Below are 18,140 nucleotides of genomic sequence, written 5' to 3' on the forward strand. Positions count from 1 at the left end.
GTAATGAGTTCAGCCTCATTTTATTCAAGCAGCTTATAAGCCAAAAAGGGAACTGATCATATTTTTTCTTTTTTTTCTCCCTTTAGACGAAGAATCAATAACCAATGTTTTTTCCTTTTTGGATTGGCTTCTCTGCTCAGCCAATTGCTCTTGAAGTAGTCTAAGCTGACTAGTTAATTCACTTACCTGACTCTGTAATTCTTCAATGTCGCTGCGATGTTGAAGAAGCTGATAAGAGGCAACAGAATCGGCCTTAGAATTTATGCTAAGTTCTAATTCGTTTACTTTCTTCCAAACTTTACCAATAACCTCATCGTTCTCAACTGCTTGCACTACTCCCTTTCGAATACTCTTCTTTGTTCGAACTGGTGTAATATCATGCAGGAGAGTACCACATTGAAGTTCTTCATGAATTTTTTTTAGCAGATTAATATCATCGTTAGAAAAATAATAATGTCCCCGATCATTTTTTTCCATCGGAAGCTCGAGTTGTTTCACCCACCTTTGAATTGTACTAGCAGATACCCCTAATGATTTTGCTACTTCACTTGTATTCATGTCAAAACCTCCTAGTGATTAAATAATCCCAAACCACGAGTGACGTAAGGCTAAGTAAAACGATTATGAATAAAAGGAGCTTTTAACATTATTGAATGTTCATTAATTAGCCCAAAATTTCCACCATTTCTTTTCTTTAGCAGCAGCTACATCTCTGAAACTTGTAAGCATTTGTTGGAAAGCTAATTCTCTTTGGGTAACTTCATTACGGTATTGATTGCGCTCCTCAATGAAAAATTTCCGGTCTTCTGTAATAGCTTCAGTGAGACTTAAAATTTCGGTATTCGTTACATCAACATAATGTGCTAATTCCTCGGTTGTCTCAGATAATTGTTTTGAAAGTGTAAAAATTTCTTCTGAAGCATCTATGGAAACGTTAGCAATGCTTTTGGAGAGATATTGTAATGATTGTGAGGTATTCTCTGATGTTTTTTCAAGTGACTCCGATAATTCTTGTATGTCAGCTTTTGTCGTTGCTGAGGATTTATAGATGGAGTCAGAAATGGACTTAACCGTATGATAAGTTCCTTTATAAATCTCTTTTTTTACTTCTTCAACGACTTCCTTCCGAACCACATTCCGAATTTCTTCTTTTACTTCATTTAAGAAATTTTTCTTATAGTTCTCCATGGCTTCAAAAAATAGTTCTGTATTATTAAAAACGTCATCATGAACAGCAACAGGTGCTAGGGAATCAGCTATTACTTCTAATGGTACTTCGGTAACAATAGTTTCATTTTCAGGTTCATGTTCTTGCACTTGCTCTAATTGTTTTTCACTTAGCGGTACCTCGGCTGTAATTTCCTCGATTTCCGCTTCCGGTCCTTTCAGCAATTGTTCACGGATTAAAACCTTGCTTAATTTTTTTGAAGCCATTTGTTTTATTTCTAGTAGGAAATCAATCTCTACTTCAGTGTAAATTCTAGCGCCTTGTTTTGAACGGGGAATTTCTAATAAATCTTCAAATTCCTTTTCCCATTGGCGTAAGATTCCAGGTGCGACATTTATTTTTTTTGACACTTCTTTTAGGGTATAGGTTTTCATTAAAATCTTTCCTTTCTTTTTTTATCTAGGAAATATTTCTTCATAGATTAACTATTCACCATTAGGCATCCAATTTTCCTGCTACCTGACAAAAGCTATCAAAACAAGACTGAAAACTTGAAAAACTAACATATTTTTGCAAAAGGTGCACTTTGTTGTGAAAATACTAAAAAAGTGGTTGAGCAAAGAAAAAAAGAGGTTTAATATGGGAGTGTAAATGATGAAGAGAGAAGGATTTACATGTGGATTGCAGCTGCGTTTGTGACAATGGTTAGCTTCGGAGCTAATAATACTATTTTTAAATGGAGTACTGGTCGGGGACTTTCAAAAGTACATATTCAATTCTTTTTCTATTTTGTCGCATTTATATTAACTCTTGCTTTTGGAATAGTTAATGACTCCGTACATATGAATCTAATAACCATATTACTTGGCTCTATGATAGGGATATTAAATGCAAACGGAAATATCCAAATGTCAAAAGCATTTGAAAAGGGACCGGCAAGTTTAACGTCTCCCTTAATTGGTATAAATGCCATATTTCCGATACTTTGTGCTGGTCTTATTTTTCATGAGCATATCACCGTTATCCAGTGGATAGGAATAATTATTATGCTTGGGTCTGCTATGATTATCCAGTATTCATCTGATAAAAATAGAAATATAAATTATCTTCCATGGATTTTGCGAGTGGGGCTAGCGATTGCATCTTTTGGTTTACTAGGAATCTTAATGAAAACGACATCTTATTTACATATTCAGTCGTTGGCAATCTTAATCTCCATGTATGGTGGGGGAAGTATATATTTAGCAATAAGTAGTATTACAATGAAGGAAAAATGGAATGGTTTAGAAGTAAATGTGGGTGCAGTCGTTGGCCTGATAAGTATTTTGGGCTACAGCAGTTATTTTTTTGCATTAAGAACTGGTACGGCCAGTATTGTATTCCCTATTGTAAGTTTAAATTGCTTAGTGGTCGTCCTTGCAGGCTATTTAATTTATAAAGAAAAATTAAAAAGTTACCAGATCATAGGAGTATTTTCAGCATTACTTGGAATTATTTTTACGAAATTGTAATACAAACTGTTAAAAGAGGTTGACCCCTTAGTTTTGAGTCAACCTCTTTTAATTTATAACGGTTCGGCACATCTAATTTATTAGGTTAAGCTTTTTTAACCCATTATATATACCAGAATTGGTCACATCAGTGGTTTTATGTTTTGCATATTGAAATAGCTCTGGATGACCATTCCCCATAGCAAAACTCTCTCCAACATTTTGAAGCATTTCTTTATCATTCATTCCATCACCAAAGGCAATAGAACTTTCTTTATTCATACCAAGACGCTTTAAAACCATTTGAACCCCATAGCCTTTGTTAACTTTGTCTCTAATCACATCATAGCAATGCCTCATGCCCTCTACATTGACTTGGGATAAATGGATTCCATCCTCACTGTTATAAAGAGATGCCTCATTTTCTTGTAGATTGACTAATGTCATCCCTAATACACTGCTGATAATAGAGGGAGTATAGAATTCATTCTTATGTAAATGGAACTTTTTAATAAACTCATTCATATGTTGTGAGTTTAAATCTGTAAAGTAGTTTTTTTCATGCGTGTACAAAACTGCTTTATGATGGTTTGCTGCTGCAATGTCTAGAAAATGTCTAACAGATTCGCTGTTCATCGGTTCTTGAAAGATATCTTGTCCTTGATATATTGCGTATGCTCCGTTGTAGCCAATAAAAGATTTAATATTCAATTCCTTCGCAAGGTCATCAATTTCGTGAAGCGGACGGCCAGTTGCCAGAAAAACCTCTATTCCTTTTTCCTGAATTTGAGAAACAGCCTCTTTGGTCGATTCTTCGATTGTGTCCTCTGGTGTAACTAGTGTTCCATCGATATCTAAAAATAAGATTTTGTAATCGGTCATAAATGGTCTCCTTTTTGTAACATACAATTAGTTTACCACTTATTTCATAGATATTTCATTCAACTGTGGATGAAAGATAGTTAGAAAAATTTTTCTCTTTGAAAATTTTTATTTTATGGTATAGTTAGTATCGGAAAATAAAAATAAAATTCGCTTTTTGCGAAAGAGGTTCTAGCACCCCTCTCAAAAAAAACTAAGAGAAACAGCACTGCTTTCTTAGTAGTGCTGTTTTTCCTATTTAAGGAGAATGAAGGATATGAAAAACAGCAAAGCTTTGGTTGTCTTTAGCGGTGGGCAGGATAGTACCACTTGTTTATTTTGGGCATTAAAGAACTTTAATGAAGTTGAGGTAGTGACTTTTGATTATAACCAGCGTCATAGCCTAGAAATCGAGTGTGCAAAAAGTATTGCAAATGAGCTTGGTGTCAGGCACCATATTTTAGATATGGCTCTTTTAAATCAATTAGCTCCTAGTGCGTTGACACGGGATGATATAGATGTAAAGGATGGAGAAGAGGGTGGATTGCCATCTTCATTTGTCCCTGGAAGAAATTTGGTGTTTCTAACGTTTGCTGGTATTTTAGCGAGTCAAATTGGCGCTAAACATATTGTCACTGGTGTATGTGAAACGGACTTTAGCGGTTATCCAGACTGTCGAGATATTTTTGTTAAATCGTTAAATGTAACACTTAACTTATCAATGGATTCACAATTTGTCATTCATACTCCACTTATGTGGATCGATAAAGCAGAAACTTGGAAATTAGCAGATGAGCTTGGAGCGTTAGAGTTCGTCAGAGAAAAGACACTTACTTGTTACAACGGCGTAATTGCTGATGGTTGCGGGGAATGTCCTGCCTGTAAGCTAAGAAAAAGAGGCTTGGACGAATACCTTAAAGTAAGAAAGGAGTTTTAACCACATGTATGGCTTTCGAATTGTTGATAAACTCCAAAAGATTGATGAAGATATTAAAAAAGAACAGTTGAAATATCATCATAAGCGAGTGTTAGTAAGTAAGGAATTTACTTTTGATTCTGCACATCATTTACATTACTATGAGGGAAAATGTAAGAATTTGCACGGTCACACTTATAAAGTAGTCTTCGGATTAAGCGGATTTGTCGATGAACGTGGTTTAATGATGGACTTTGGAGATATAAAAGAGATTTGGAAAAATGAAATTGAAATTTACCTTGACCATAAATATTTAAATGAAACGCTGCCACCGATGAATACTACAGCAGAGAACATCGTTGTATGGATCTATGAAAAAATGGCTGATGCGCTACTAAAGGGAGATAGACAGCAGCAATACCTTGGTGCAAGAGTAGAATTTGTTCGCTTATTTGAAACACCTACTAGCTACGCTGAAGCTAGAAGGGAGTGGATGGAAGTTGAGTAAAATACCTGTAATGGAAATCTTCGGTCCAACCATTCAAGGGGAAGGAATGGTTATCGGTCAGAAAACAATGTTTGTGAGAACGGCAGGCTGTGATTATTCTTGCAGCTGGTGTGATTCCTCTTTTACATGGGATGGGACCGGTAAAGATGATACAAAGATGATGATGCCAGAAGAAATATGGGAAGAGCTAAGAAATCTTGGTGGAGCTGGATTTTCCCATGTTACTATTTCTGGGGGTAATCCTGCTTTATTAAAGAATTTAGCTAACTTCATCACTCTTTTAAAGAAAAAAGATATCAAAATCTGTCTTGAAACCCAGGGGAGTAAATGGCAGGATTGGTTTTTAGAAATTGATGAATTAACTATTTCTCCAAAGCCACCAAGTTCAACAATGATTACAGACTTCACGATTCTAGACTCTATTATAAAGAAATTGGAAGAGAAGGATTCGTCAAATCGTGTTAGCTTAAAAGTAGTCATATTCGATGAACATGATTATGAGTATGCTAAAGGTGTGTACCTCCGATATCCGACGATTCCTTTTTATCTACAGGTTGGTAATGATGATATAACAACAGCGGATAATCAGGAACTGATAAGCCGTCTATTAAGCAAATATGATTGGTTAATTAACAAGGTGATGGAGGATCAAGAATTTACCAATGTAAGAGTGCTTCCACAATTGCATACCTATTTATGGGGGAACAAAAGAGGAGTATAGTAATTGAAAGCTGCTACATGCAGCTTTTTTTTTATAGGATTTTTTCACATGAGGAATACTATCACAAAAGAAAAAGTGAGGAAATTTATGAAAAAGTTACTATTCCTGTTCCTATGTTTTTATGTTTTCGGACACGAGGAAACCGCGTGTGCAGAGAAAAAAGTGCCTATCTTAGTTTATCATTCTATTGCAGAATACAATGGACATGGTTCTAAGGAACTGTATGTAACCCCTGGAAATTTTGAGGAACAAATGGTGTTTTTACGAGACCATGGGTACACTCTCTTAACATTTGAACGGTGGCAAGACATCGACCATGTACCTAAACCCATTTTTATTACCTTTGATGATGGATACAAAAATATCTTAAATGCCTATGCTATTTTTCAAAAATTAAGAACTCAGCACTTTAAACCGATGGGAACTATTTTTGTTATCTCTGATTTTATCGGCAGGTCCAACCGTCTTTCAAACTCAGACTTAAAAATGATGGCGAATTCCGGATTGTTTTCAATTCAATCACATACAGTTACACACCCTGATTTAACGAAGGCAGAGAATGTTGGTTATGAATTAAAGAATTCTAAGGAGCAAGTCCAGAAAATTACCGGAAAACCGGTTATTGTCCTTTCTTATCCTTATGGAAATACGAACGACAAAGTAATTTCAGAGGCAAAGAAATATTATAGATTTGCTCTTACCACCACACCAGAAGTATTTTCTCCGTCTGGAGTTAAAAATGAGCTATATTTATTACCAAGAATATATGTTAAGTATTCAACTACACTAGACGAACTCATTAATTTAGTAAAGTAATATGATATAGTCGAAGATCCTCTTGAATATGATTTTTGAGAGGGGGGAAAGTAATGACTGCAATTAGTGTGTGGGAAGAGCATTTATTTTGGTTGGAGATATTACAGGATCATGCGATTTTTGTTCGTGATCATTTGTCTGTTGAAGAACAAAAGGAAATTTCAATTGCTGAAAGGTTTATTCAATCATTTGGGATAGTGCTTAATAACCTTAGACAAATTCATCCTGGAATTGAATTTTCGTCTAAAGAACAGATTGAATTGGCAAAGCAAGCATATTCAGTAGCATATGAGTATTACCGATTTGAAGGCCATTTGCAAAATCTAAGAATCCAAAATCAAATTAACCTAAACTTGTCTCCAACGTATTTAAATGGGACATTGAATGAAAATCAAGAATATTTACGTTTATTATCCTACTTCGTAAATGGTCAAAATCCGGAGCCGCTAAGGCTTGACCAGCTCTTAGATTTATGGCTGGAGGATCAGTTAGGGCATATCATATTATTAAGGAATGTACTAGACCCTATAGAAATAGCGATAGAAAGACAATCGGAGGCATTCGCACAGAAGTTCCAAATGTTTATCTTGCAAAATCACCATATAAAAGGGTATTTACGATTTACCGAACAGGGTTTCCCACGACAAAAAGAACTTGCATTAGAGGTAGGAAGAGCTGTTATTGAAATGAATTTGTTTGTTAGGTCTTCCGTAGAAAAATACAAAGGCGAACGAATTTTAAATAAAACGACTTTACGGTTTATTGAACATCACTTTCCTGAAACTTGTTATTTCATAAAAAAACTGGCCGATTTTGCCTCAGAACTTCATTCAGAAGGTTCTCAGTGTTCGTTAAGAAAACCATCTTTTATCTAAAAAATTGGAACGATGCACCTGAAAAATGGTGCATTTTTTTTTACTAGTGCATCTAACACTACTTAATCTATTAAATCCTAATAATTTGAAGTTATTGATAAAATCTTGTAAACTGCCCGACATCTCTATGTAACCAAATATTATTATAATAGTGTAAACGTTATGTAGACTTTAGAAGGCAGGTGTCAATATGGAAGAGACCATAGCAAAATCATATTTGCAAAAGTCACTGGACGAGTGGAAGGATGATATTTCATTAGTCTTAAATGAGATAGCTAATGAATATGATGAAGTTGCGCAGGAACTGAAGGTTTATTCATATAAATATGGAATTACGAAGCAAGTAATACAATCAACGGTTAATGAAGAAATAATAGAAAATATTCGTCAAATGTACCATAAACCATTTGAAGAAAGTTATAATCAGCTGAAAGAATACATAAAAGATTTAGAGGAAAAAAGAAGAGTTTTTCAAATGTTTATTCAAAAAATTGAAGAAGTTACAAGAAAAGAAACAGCTAAAATTACTACATTTTAATTAAAGAGTAAAATAAAAAAAGTCGCCAACCATTTGGCGGCTTTTTTTATGAACAAGTGGTTTAGTGTCATGCATATATTGAATAACAGAATTTTTTTGTGAGGTGTGAAACAAATGATCACAGCATCTATTGGAAGTAAAACCTATAGAATACCGGATAACCTCGAAAAGTATTTTCAAATGTTTCGCTCACATGTCGTAGGGATGGATTGGGAGTTTGAAGCTCCCTATGGAAAAAAGAAGATCATTTATGCAGATTGGACGGCGAGTGGAAGACTATATCGTCCCATTGAACAAAAAATCTCTGAGGTATTCGGACCTTATATGGCTAATACACATACTGAATCAAATATAACCAGTTTGATGATGACCGGAATCTATAAGCATTCGAGGGAAATCATTAAGGAACATGTAAATGGGGACCAGCATGATGCTGTTCTCTTGGATGGCTTTGGAATGACATCAGTAATCAATAAGTTGCAGCGTTTGTTAGGTATTCGAGTACATGAGAAATGGAAGCATCGATTGAACCTAACCGAAAAAGAGAGACCAGTTATTTTTCTAACCCATATGGAGCATCATTCTAATCAAACATCCTGGCTTGAAACAGTGGGAGATGTGGTTTTGTTAAGTCCTGATAGAGATGGTGGGGTGGATATTAAACAGCTCATACAGCTGCTTGATCAGTATAAGGACCGGCCGATGAAGATTGGATCGTTTACGGCATGTTCCAATGTTACAGGAATTCAAACTCCTTATCATCAATTAGCAAAAATCATGCATCAACATGGAGGTGTTTGTTTTGTTGATTTCGCTGCTTCTGCGCCTTATGTAAGGATTGATATGCATCCGAAGGATCCATTAGAGAAGCTTGATGCTGTATTTTTCTCACCTCATAAATTTTTAGGGGGACCTGGAACGAGTGGTGTGTTAGTTTTTGATTCAAGATTATATTTCAATCAAGTTCCCGATCATCCTGGTGGCGGGACAGTAACCTGGACAAATCCATGGGGGAAACATCAGTATTATAAAGATATTGAACTGCGTGAGGACGGAGGGACGCCTGGAATATTACAAGCAATCCGAACGGCCCTATGTATTAACTTGAAAAATCAAATGGGGATAACCAATATACTCAACAGAGAAAAAGAACAGCTTGATATTTTATTACCTCGATTAGCAGAAATTCCTGGACTACATGTTTTAGATGGTCGCATAACAAGCCGTTTGGGGATAGTTTCATTCTACATTGATGATATTCATTATAATTTAATCGTTCGCTTACTGAACGATCGCTTTGGAATTCAAGTACGGGGCGGGTGTTCTTGTGCAGGAACATATGGTCATTACCTTTTTGATATTGATCAAGAAGCCTCAAAGCAAATTACTGAAAAAATTAGTCTTGGAGATTTATCGAGTAAACCAGGTTGGGTACGTTTTTCCTTACATCCTATCATGACAAATGATGAAATTATAATGTTTGTAAAAGCCGTGAAGGAAATTACAATAAACATAAATGAATGGAAAAAAGATTATATCTACGATTTATCCAGCAATGATTACTTTTTTATTAACCACAAGAGAGAAGATATGGGAAATTACTTTCGAATGGAATGATTTGATTAAAAAATGGTCAATTTATGACCATTTTTTGAACCTTTACCTATACCCCTATGCGTACTAAAAGTTTGTGCTATAATTCACATATAGTAGTAATTAACCACTCATTCGAAAGAAGGTAATCATAGATGTCTAAGAAAATTGTTATTGTCGGTGGGGTAGCAGGTGGAGCAACAACAGCTGCAAGATTGAGAAGATTAGATGAGAATGCTGAAATTGTTATGTTTGAAAGAGGAGAATACATTTCCTTCGCAAACTGCGGTTTACCATATTATATTGGTGGAACGATTTCAGAACGAGACAAGCTGCTAGTTCAAACAGTAGAGGGTATGTCCAAGAAATTTAACCTAGATATTCGCAACCTAAGTGAAGTAATAAAAATTAATCGAGAAAGAAAGACTGTCGAAGTCAAACGTGTAGGGTCAGGTGATACCTATGAAGAATCCTATGACGTGCTTGTTTTATCACCAGGTGCAAGTCCTATTAAACCACCAATCACTGGAATTGAAAAAGCGGAATCTCTGTTTACATTAAGAAATATTCCAGATACAGATAAAATTAAATCGTATGTAGATACACACAAACCGAAAAAAGCTACAGTTGTTGGTGGAGGATTCATTGGTATTGAAATGGCAGAGAACCTTTGGGATTTGGGAATGGAGGTAACTCTAATTGAAATGTCTAACCAAATCATGGCTCCAATTGATTTTGAAATGGCATCGATTTTACACGGTCACCTTCGTGAAAAAGGAGTGAATTTAATCCTTGAAGATGGTGTAGAAGCATTCGAGCAAAATGGAAAAATCGTAAAGTTAACGAGCGGTCAAAAAATTGATACGGACATGATTATTCTTGCAATAGGTGTTAAGCCAGAAAATCAATTAGCAATTGGAGCAGGTCTAAAGGTAGGTGGGCGTGGTGGGATCCAAGTAAATGAATACCTTCAAACCGAAGACCCAAGTATATATGCTATTGGGGACGCCATTGAAGTGAAGGATTATATCAACGGTCAACCTACTCAAATTCCATTAGCATGGCCGGCAAACCGCCAGGGAAGGATTGTGGCGGACCATATCAATGGCATTGCTGCTCGCTACAAAGGTACACTAGGTACATCCATTGCAAAGGTTTTTGATATGGCTGTTGCCTCTACAGGTAATAATGAAAAAACGTTAAAACGCTTAGGGATTCCTTATGAAGTCGTACACGTGCACCCAGGATCACATGCCGGCTACTACCCAGGAGCTTTTCCAATCGCACTTAAGTTAATTTTTGAAAAAGAAACTGGAAAAATATATGGTGCTCAAGCTGTTTCCTATGATGGGGCGGATAAGAGGATTGATGTCATTGCAACAGCAATTAAAGGCGGGTTAACCATTTTTGATTTGCCAGACTTAGAACTTGCCTACGCACCACCATTCTCATCTGCTAAAGACCCAGTTAATATGGCTGGCTATGCAGCAAGCAATATTGCTGAAGGAAGGGTTGAAACCGTTCAATGGCATGAAATAGATGAAATTGTACAAAACGGTGGGTTATTAATTGACGTTCGTGAACCGATTGAAAGGGAAATGGGCTTTATTGAAGGATCAATTAATATTCCACTTGGAGACTTAAGGGATCGATTAGAAGAACTATCTAAGGATCAAACAATCTATTTAACTTGTCAAGTTGGTTTACGCGGTTATTTAGGTGCCCGTATCCTTTCACAAAATGGGTTTAAAGTAAAGAATCTTGACGGCGGATTTAAGACTTATTCAAGTGTATTTGAAAATAGGCAAAAAAATAATGAGGCCAAAATAAATGATTCTGGCATGATCGAGGGGATAAAAGTGAATCAGACAAATGTTGAACCTGTTGATACCATATTAATTGATGCTTGTGGTTTACAATGCCCTGGACCAATCATGAAGGTATACCAAGCAATTGAAGGTATGAATGATGGTGAGATTTTGGAAGTTCATGCTACTGACCCTGGGTTTGCAAAAGATATTCAATCTTGGTCCAGTAAAACAGGAAATACATTGTTAAATAGTAAGTATGAGGATAAGAAATTTAAAGCATATATTCAAAAAGGATCGAAGGAAGCGGAGAACAACGTTCAGGGTACCTCTGTCCCAACAACAAAAGATGGAACGACCATGGTTGTATTTAGTGGTGATCTTGATAAAACAATTGCCTCCTTTATCATTGCCTGCGGTGCTGCTGCCATGGGTAAAAAAGTAACCATGTTCTTTACCTTCTGGGGGCTAAATGTTCTTAGACGTAAAGATGCACCACCTGTACAAAAAGATTTAGTGGAGAAAATGTTTGGTATGATGATGCCTAAGGGTGTAAGTGAGCTGCCTCTTTCCAAGATGAATATGGGCGGTATGGGTGCCAAAATGATAAATCATGCAATGGAAAGAAAGAATGTTGATAGCTTAGATACATTAATGAAAAATGCAATGGGTGCAGGAGTTAAACTTGTAGCTTGCTCCATGTCAATGGATATTATGGGGATTAAACAAGAAGAATTAATAGACGGCGTTGATATTGGCGGGGTGGCTTCTTACCTGGGTGATGCCGAGGATTCTGGTTTGAACTTGTTTATTTAATAAGTATTTCGATAGACATCTGTGGTATTATCGCTTAAAATCTATACAACAGAGGTGAGTATATTGATCTACGATGATAAGGCAATCAATCGTTTGAAACGGGCTGAAGGACAAATAAAAGGCATCTTGAGAATGATAGAGGAAGGTAAGGAATGCAAAGAAGTGATTACCCAACTGTCTGCTGCAAGATCTGCAATTGACAGGACAATCGCTGTTATTGTTAGTTCCAATCTCGAACATTGCATTCGTGAGTCCATTGAAGCCGGCAATGAAGATTCTTCTAAGATTGTGGAAGAGGCAGTTAATATGCTAGTTAAAAGTAGGTAAATAGGGAAACGTCTATCAATAATTGATAGGCGTTTTTCTTTTTAAAACAAGGCAGGCAACCAGTAACTGTCATGGGCATATGCTATCAGAGAAAGGTGGGATAGCATGATTCATATTGTTAAGCCCGGTGAAACGCTGAGCATTATTTCAGCTAATTACCGAGTAAGTCTCCGCCGCCTTTATGCTGCAAATCCAGGGGTGGGGCATTTGCAGGTGGGGCAGCATATCCAGATTCCTGGTTTGCCAGAGCCAAGCACCATTCCCTATTCCATTCAAATATCTGTAGGGAAACGAAGACTTACATTATTCAACAACGGAAGGCTTGTTAAGATTTTTCCGATTGCCGTTGGGAAAATGTTAACACAGACTCCATCGGGTGATTACGTAATTGTTAATCGTCAGTATAATCCAGGGGGGCCATTCGGAGTATTGTGGATGTCATTATCCAAACAGGGGTACGGGATTCACGGAACCAATGATCCAAGTTCTATTGGAAAAGCTGTTTCACATGGCTGTGTAAGAATGTATAATCGCGATGTAATGCAACTCGCTGAAATGGTCCCCAATGGTACGCGGGTAATGATTCGTCCATAAGATAAGACGGCTGAATATAATCAGCCGTTTTAATTATCAACAACAGTGACAAGCTTCCTTTTTTCATTATAAAGATTCATTCTCAGTGTCCAAAGGAAGTAAACTATACCCAGGCTACTATAGAAAATCCCTCCAATTAGACCCATCATTTGCGGGGAGATAAACTCCAGTAATACACCGGTCGTGAACATCGAAATACCGATACAAGTATTAGCAATAGTTGCAGATAGTCCAAAATAAACTCCATGGTATTTAGAAGGAATCGTTTGCATTACGGCAGTGTCCAAAAGGGTATTTCCTACTCCGCTAAAAATAGTTAATATTCCAAACAAAACTACTACTAAAACAAAGGAGTTGGCTTGGCTGATGCCGGAAAGGACTACTCCTTCCATAAAAAGACACATAAAGGCAATGGAAAGATAACTTCCTGTAATCCATTTTGTTAATATCGGACTTATTAGAAAACCTGTTCCAAGAACACTATAAAAAATTCCCACACCGAGATCCCCTGCATGGAAGGTCTTAACAGCGTACACACTCAACAATATATTTTCAATACCATTTACCAAGGGAACAAGGACATCAAATGTTAAAAGCATGAATAAAAAAGAGGATGCCATGACAAGGGGAAGAATCTTCCCGGATGGCTCTGTCTTTTTTCCCACATTAATACTTGTTCTTGAAGATTCGAGATTAGGAATCGTACGAATGATAGAACCTGCTAGAATGAAAGAAAAGATGTTTACGATAAAAGCAGCTTTTGCTCCAAAGAGGAAGGAGACAATCCCTCCACTAAGTGCTCCAACAATCAATACAAACCCAAGTGAAACTTGTTCCCAGGAGTTGATTTCTTTCATATGGTCTGATTGGACAATGGCAGGAATACTAGCTTTTCGTGTAGGTCCGTACAAAGCTTCTCCGCTTGCAAGGAGGAAGGAGCCAATATAGACGATCCATAAATCATCTGACGATTGAACAAATAAGAAGGAAAGTGCAATAAATGCTCTTGATAAGTCTGTGAAAACCAGTACGGTTTTTCGAGTCCACTTTTCCGCAACCTTACTGCTAAGTGGGCCAAATAGAAGGAAGGGGAGCATTCGTAAAGCCATTGTAATCCCAACGGACAAGCCTGAGCCGGTTAAGTGTAAAAGTAATGCAAGTAACGCCACCTGACTAAAGCGGTCTCCCACACCATTTATTATCCCGGCAAAAAATAATTTTCGATAGGATTTTTCTATTTTTATAATTTGAAACATCTCTCCATCCTCCAAAATAAGTTTATCATCTAATTAGATATAATTCTAATTAGATGATAATCGAAGTTATTAAAAAAGGAAAGGTATTTTTGGTAAAATTACAAAAAAATCCCACCTTCTGAATTAAGAAGGCGGGACTTAATCAATTATTTATAGATTACAATTGAACCAACGGATTTGTCTTTGGAATGGCCATTTACACGAACTTTTAGGCCGTAACTAGTAAGATTTCTTCCGGCATCTAACATAAATGTATTTACAAAGGAATTACTGTCGTCAAACAATGATACAGCAGGTTGACTTGGGAACAAAATAGAATAGGTAGGGTAACTAATATCCAATCCTGTTGTTGGTTCCAGTCCAAATGCAGCATCTGCTACATGGAAACGGGTACTAGCCTCTGTTCCATTACTTAACTTGATATCCTTTCCAAGGTGAGCATCAACAACACCTAAGAATCCATCCCCAGGGTGAATTCCTGTCCAGTTGTCTGTATAGCTATCATCCACATACCATACTACAAGACCACCATCATAGCTCATTAAAGAGTTTCCACGTTTAATATTAGCTAGACCATTGTCTAGACCTTGATGGTTCCGCCATTCAAGCAGGTAGTAATGATCAGCATACACATTACCATCGAACTTATTAAAGCCATTATGAGTAAAAGCAGAAGTAGCACCTTCGCCATTTTCATTCAATACAGTTGAACCGTCAGCAGTAACTTTTACATTATCAACGAAGAAGCCAGTGTCGTTGTAACCCCAGTCAGTAATATAACGGAACTTCAATTGAATCTTTTTACCTGCATATGCAGATAAATCAAAGGATTGTTTTGTCCAACCGTTAGAGTCACCTGTGAAACCTGGCAGGTTTGCAGGAATAGTTGGGTATACGCCACTTACAGTATCAGATCTCGTATTACCATTTCCAAGAGATTTCCAAGTTGCACCATTATCTTCTGAAACTTGAACGAATGCGAAATCCCATTGTTCTTCGATTTTATACCAAGCATCAAAATCGAGTGTTGCAGAAGACTTGCCTGTCAAATCAACAGAAGTTACCATGTTGTTGTCAGATTCATCCCCAGTACCGCCCCAGAAAGAGTAATTGCCATCAAAAGGAGGTAATAATGGTTTTTTCTTTTGTGGTAGGTTTACGCGAATTGCTTGATTATTCTTGCCAAGTGGTGAATTTGCTTGGTCAAGTAAGAATTGTGTTCCTTTTGTTGTGAGGTCTTCTAAATTTACAACAGTAGGAGCAGTCCATTTACCACCAAGTGTAGCTTGGAAATATTGCTTTGCCCAAGGAGAGAATCCAGTCGGTTCAGCACCAGGAACTTTTCCTGCCCAAGAACCACTTGCCATAATTGACCAATAACCAATTGCTTCTCCTGTACCAGAATATTGTGTATCATATTCGTCAGGAAGGCCTAAGTCGTGGCCATATTCGTGGGCAAACACACCAGTTGCTCCGTCTTCTGGCATCATAGTGTAGTCGTAGAAACCTGGTAATCCTTGGCCAAGTCCATCAGGATCATAAAAAACTGCTGAACGGTGTGACCAAATAGCATCATTTCCTTGCTTTCCGCCACCAGCTTCCTGGCCCATTCCTGCGTGGATGATTTGCAGGTGATCGATTAAACCATCGGGTTCCCAAAGATTACCGTCTCCATCTAAATCATGTGGGTCTTCCAAATCATAGTCTTGTAAAGGAATTTTAGCAGCAAGTGCAGCTTGGTAGGTATCTTTTACTAATTGTTTTGAACCACCTGGAGAAACATTATCATGGCCATTTTTACTATCTGCCCCATAAAATTTTGCGGTACCAGGGACTTTTAACCATCCATATGCTTTTCCATTAATAGTATACGTACCGCCAGATTGTTGCTCATAAAATTGCTTTTGAGAAATAAAGTCTTCACCGTTAGGTCCCTTTACTCCGTTATTCCCAAAAATCATTTCCTCATAATGCTGAAGTGTATAATCAGGGTAATAGTTGTCAGTTTCACCCTTGGTGATACTGTTATGTGGCAAATCTGAGAATTCAACTACTAATGTTAAGAGCTTTCCCTGTTTTTGTACTCCGGGGGATTTTCCTTCCTTTACATTTTGTCCGTATTTGTTACCATTACCTTTCATCATTCCATTGTTATATTCCTTGAATTGTTTATGCTTTTTTGCATCACCAGCTTTTACTTTAGCAGCTAATGGATCATTTGTTTTTACATTATCTTCTTTACCTTTTTGAACTAGATAATTGTGTAATGCTTTTTCTTTCTCTGCTTGAGTAGCATCCTTAGAGATTACACCATCCCTAATTAGTAATTCTATTATCTTGTCCTCATTTACAACAGCTAAATCTAGTGATCCAAAAGAATGAGAGATAGAACTTGGATTCTTATGTAGCATTTCTCCGCTAGTAGTACTTACATAATTGCCAGGAAAACCAGCAAACAATGTCCCAGCCATTACAGCAGTGGACAGTCCTGTTTTTAATATTTTCTTCATGAAACTCCCCCTAAAAAATATTGGCTTGCTTTTCAATAATATTTTGAAAATTAGGACAAGACAATAGGATTTTTTCCTTAAATTTCTGTAAATTCTAACAATTTATAGTTAAATTGACTTATTTATCGACGACAATTCCATTTTTTTTGCAAAAATTTAGCAAATCAACAGGAACAAAAATTAATTTACAATAGTTAAATCTGTATAAATAATGTTTAAACAAGGACTGTAAAGCGTTACACTGACAAAGGATAGCAATTTACAAATTGTGTGAATCGAAAAAGAAATATTATTCAATTACCGATTTCTCCACTTCACAAATCGACAATAGAAATCTAAAATAAAAATAGGATATAGGAAAATTTAAGGATAAAATACATATAGGGTTCAGCACGAGGGGAGACTTTCTTTTTGAAAAAAGTTCATATTATCCATGAGAATAGTGAATGGACACAGCATTTAACAAAGCGCCTTGATGAAATAGGGGTGCCTTACGAGGAGTGGCATTTAGACAGCGGACGTCTCGACCTTTCAAAAGAACCTCCAGAAGGAGTGTTTTATAATCGAATGAGTGCGTCTTCCCATACGAGGGGACACCGTTTTGCACCGGAATTTACAGCGCAAGTACTTGCTTGGCTAGAAGCGCACGGTAGGAAGGTTATAAATGGTACACGTGCTCTGCAGCTCGAGATCAGCAAAATAATTCAATATTTAGAGCTAAACAAATTTGAAATCCAAACACCCCGAACAATAGCTGCAGTGGGGAAGGAGCAAATCCTAGAGGCCGCTGTAGAATTCTTAGATACCCCTTTTATTACGAAACATAACCGTGCAGGGAAGGGGTTAGGTGTACAACTATTTCAAACTTATGATGGCCTGAAGAGTTATATCGAAAGCCCAGTGTTTGAGGAGCCAGTTGATGGTATTACTTTAATTCAAGAGTACATACAAGCACCAGAAAGCTATATTACGCGCTGTGAATTTGTAGGTGGGAAATTCGTTTATGCAGTAAGGGTAGATACTTCGGAAGGCTTTCAATTATGTCCAGCGGATGCTTGTCAAATAGGTGATTTATTCTGTCCTGTAGGGGAAGAAAAAGAAGAGAAACCGAAGTTTGAAATTATTGAATGTTTTTCAGATTCTATTATTAATAAGTATGAGAAGGTACTAGCTGCCAATCATATTCAGGTAGCCGGTATTGAATTTATTCGCAATGCAGCGGGTGAAATCTATACGTATGATATTAATACAAATACAAACTACAATTCAGAGGCAGAAGCTAAGGCTCAGAAATTTGGTATGCTAGAGCTTGCCAAATTTTTGAAAGCACAACTTTAAATTGT

Annotated in this window: 17 protein-coding genes; 12 read left to right on the forward strand and 5 right to left on the reverse strand. The window is 36.8% G+C overall.

The window, feature by feature from the left end; all coding sequences use genetic code 11:
* Positions 1-33: 33 nt before the first annotated feature.
* Positions 34-558, reverse strand: coding sequence for a MerR family transcriptional regulator (locus ABES03_RS12720; protein ID WP_430117642.1), 525 nt, complete (start codon positions 556-558; stop codon positions 34-36).
* 102 nt (positions 559-660) lie between these two features.
* Entirely contained in the window at positions 661-1,602 is a 942-nt protein-coding gene (locus ABES03_RS12725) for a MerR family transcriptional regulator (protein ID WP_430117643.1), read from the reverse strand.
* 240 nt (positions 1,603-1,842) lie between these two features.
* Here ABES03_RS12725 and ABES03_RS12730 point away from each other — a divergent pair, with 240 nt between their 5' ends.
* Positions 1,843-2,679, forward strand: a complete 837-nt coding sequence (locus ABES03_RS12730) for an EamA family transporter (RefSeq protein ID WP_430117644.1) — start codon at positions 1,843-1,845, stop codon at positions 2,677-2,679.
* Between the two features lie 72 nt (positions 2,680-2,751).
* Here the strand turns inward: ABES03_RS12730 and ABES03_RS12735 are convergent, their stop codons facing one another.
* Positions 2,752-3,540 carry an HAD family hydrolase gene (locus ABES03_RS12735; RefSeq protein ID WP_430117645.1) on the reverse strand — a complete coding sequence of 263 codons (789 nt, stop codon included), beginning with the start codon at positions 3,538-3,540 and terminating at the stop codon, positions 2,752-2,754.
* 256 nt (positions 3,541-3,796) lie between these two features.
* Here ABES03_RS12735 and queC point away from each other — a divergent pair, with 256 nt between their 5' ends.
* The 10 genes from queC (at position 3,797) to ABES03_RS12785 (ending at position 13,031) form a co-directional block, all read left to right on the forward strand.
* On the forward strand, positions 3,797-4,456 hold the full coding sequence (gene queC, locus ABES03_RS12740; RefSeq protein WP_430117646.1) for a 7-cyano-7-deazaguanine synthase QueC: 660 nt from the start codon (positions 3,797-3,799) through the stop codon (positions 4,454-4,456).
* Between the two features lie 4 nt (positions 4,457-4,460).
* Positions 4,461-4,943 (forward strand): 6-carboxytetrahydropterin synthase QueD, encoded by a 483-nt coding sequence (gene queD / locus ABES03_RS12745; RefSeq protein WP_430117647.1) that lies wholly within the window; start codon positions 4,461-4,463, stop codon positions 4,941-4,943.
* Complete coding sequence (gene queE / locus ABES03_RS12750; RefSeq protein WP_430117648.1) at positions 4,936-5,664, forward strand: 7-carboxy-7-deazaguanine synthase QueE; 729 nt, start codon at positions 4,936-4,938, stop codon at positions 5,662-5,664. Before queD ends, queE begins: the two co-directional genes overlap by 8 nt.
* Positions 5,665-5,751: 87 nt before the next feature.
* Positions 5,752-6,480 (forward strand): polysaccharide deacetylase family protein, encoded by a 729-nt coding sequence (locus ABES03_RS12755; RefSeq protein WP_430117649.1) that lies wholly within the window; start codon positions 5,752-5,754, stop codon positions 6,478-6,480.
* 53 nt (positions 6,481-6,533) lie between these two features.
* Positions 6,534-7,355: a DUF2935 domain-containing protein gene (locus ABES03_RS12760; protein ID WP_430117650.1), complete on the forward strand. Its 822-nt coding sequence runs from the start codon at positions 6,534-6,536 to the stop codon at positions 7,353-7,355.
* A 190-nt stretch (positions 7,356-7,545) separates the two neighbouring features.
* The gene (locus tag ABES03_RS12765; RefSeq protein ID WP_413309629.1) at positions 7,546-7,893 is read left to right on the forward strand and encodes a hypothetical protein; all 348 of its coding nucleotides are present in this window, start codon (positions 7,546-7,548) and stop codon (positions 7,891-7,893) included.
* Between the two features lie 114 nt (positions 7,894-8,007).
* On the forward strand, positions 8,008-9,510 hold the full coding sequence (locus ABES03_RS12770) for an aminotransferase class V-fold PLP-dependent enzyme (RefSeq protein ID WP_430117651.1): 1,503 nt from the start codon (positions 8,008-8,010) through the stop codon (positions 9,508-9,510).
* 131 nt (positions 9,511-9,641) lie between these two features.
* Positions 9,642-12,110 carry a CoA-disulfide reductase gene (locus ABES03_RS12775; protein WP_430117652.1) on the forward strand — a complete coding sequence of 823 codons (2,469 nt, stop codon included), beginning with the start codon at positions 9,642-9,644 and terminating at the stop codon, positions 12,108-12,110.
* A gap of 63 nt (positions 12,111-12,173) precedes the next feature.
* On the forward strand, positions 12,174-12,437 hold the full coding sequence (locus ABES03_RS12780; RefSeq protein ID WP_335531566.1) for a metal-sensitive transcriptional regulator: 264 nt from the start codon (positions 12,174-12,176) through the stop codon (positions 12,435-12,437).
* Between the two features lie 105 nt (positions 12,438-12,542).
* On the forward strand, positions 12,543-13,031 hold the full coding sequence (locus ABES03_RS12785) for a L,D-transpeptidase family protein (RefSeq protein WP_430117653.1): 489 nt from the start codon (positions 12,543-12,545) through the stop codon (positions 13,029-13,031).
* Positions 13,032-13,060: 29 nt separating this feature from the next.
* Here ABES03_RS12785 and ABES03_RS12790 read toward each other — a convergent pair whose 3' ends face one another.
* Positions 13,061-14,287: an MFS transporter gene (locus ABES03_RS12790; protein ID WP_430117654.1), complete on the reverse strand. Its 1,227-nt coding sequence runs from the start codon at positions 14,285-14,287 to the stop codon at positions 13,061-13,063.
* A 146-nt stretch (positions 14,288-14,433) separates the two neighbouring features.
* Entirely contained in the window at positions 14,434-16,797 is a 2,364-nt protein-coding gene (locus ABES03_RS12795) for an immune inhibitor A domain-containing protein (protein ID WP_430117655.1), read from the reverse strand.
* A 411-nt stretch (positions 16,798-17,208) separates the two neighbouring features.
* Between ABES03_RS12795 and ABES03_RS12800 the strand changes: the two genes are divergently transcribed.
* Positions 17,209-18,135, forward strand: coding sequence for an ATP-grasp domain-containing protein (locus ABES03_RS12800; RefSeq protein WP_430117656.1), 927 nt, complete (start codon positions 17,209-17,211; stop codon positions 18,133-18,135).
* The last annotated feature ends 5 nt before the right edge of the window (positions 18,136-18,140 follow it).

This window comes from Neobacillus rhizosphaerae, from assembly GCF_050477885.1.
GTDB lineage: Bacteria > Bacillota > Bacilli > Bacillales > Cytobacillaceae > Neobacillus > Neobacillus rhizosphaerae_A.

Excerpts from the sequence above, each read along its gene's own strand:
- ABES03_RS12770 (WP_430117651.1), top strand. The coding sequence starts at position 8,008 with ATGATCACAGCATCTATTGGAAGTAAAACCTATAGAATACCGGATAAC.
- ABES03_RS12725 (WP_430117643.1), bottom strand. The coding sequence starts at position 1,602 with ATGAAAACCTATACCCTAAAAGAAGTGTCAAAAAAAATAAATGTCGCA.
- queC (WP_430117646.1), top strand. The coding sequence starts at position 3,797 with ATGAAAAACAGCAAAGCTTTGGTTGTCTTTAGCGGTGGGCAGGATAGT.
- ABES03_RS12735 (WP_430117645.1), bottom strand. The coding sequence starts at position 3,540 with ATGACCGATTACAAAATCTTATTTTTAGATATCGATGGAACACTAGTT.
- ABES03_RS12795 (WP_430117655.1), bottom strand. The coding sequence starts at position 16,797 with ATGAAGAAAATATTAAAAACAGGACTGTCCACTGCTGTAATGGCTGGG.
- ABES03_RS12790 (WP_430117654.1), bottom strand. The coding sequence starts at position 14,287 with ATGTTTCAAATTATAAAAATAGAAAAATCCTATCGAAAATTATTTTTT.
- ABES03_RS12755 (WP_430117649.1), top strand. The coding sequence starts at position 5,752 with ATGAAAAAGTTACTATTCCTGTTCCTATGTTTTTATGTTTTCGGACAC.
- ABES03_RS12720 (WP_430117642.1), bottom strand. The coding sequence starts at position 558 with ATGAATACAAGTGAAGTAGCAAAATCATTAGGGGTATCTGCTAGTACA.
- ABES03_RS12775 (WP_430117652.1), top strand. The coding sequence starts at position 9,642 with ATGTCTAAGAAAATTGTTATTGTCGGTGGGGTAGCAGGTGGAGCAACA.
- ABES03_RS12760 (WP_430117650.1), top strand. The coding sequence starts at position 6,534 with ATGACTGCAATTAGTGTGTGGGAAGAGCATTTATTTTGGTTGGAGATA.
- ABES03_RS12730 (WP_430117644.1), top strand. The coding sequence starts at position 1,843 with ATGTGGATTGCAGCTGCGTTTGTGACAATGGTTAGCTTCGGAGCTAAT.
- ABES03_RS12785 (WP_430117653.1), top strand. The coding sequence starts at position 12,543 with ATGATTCATATTGTTAAGCCCGGTGAAACGCTGAGCATTATTTCAGCT.
- ABES03_RS12765 (WP_413309629.1), top strand. The coding sequence starts at position 7,546 with ATGGAAGAGACCATAGCAAAATCATATTTGCAAAAGTCACTGGACGAG.
- queD (WP_430117647.1), top strand. The coding sequence starts at position 4,461 with ATGTATGGCTTTCGAATTGTTGATAAACTCCAAAAGATTGATGAAGAT.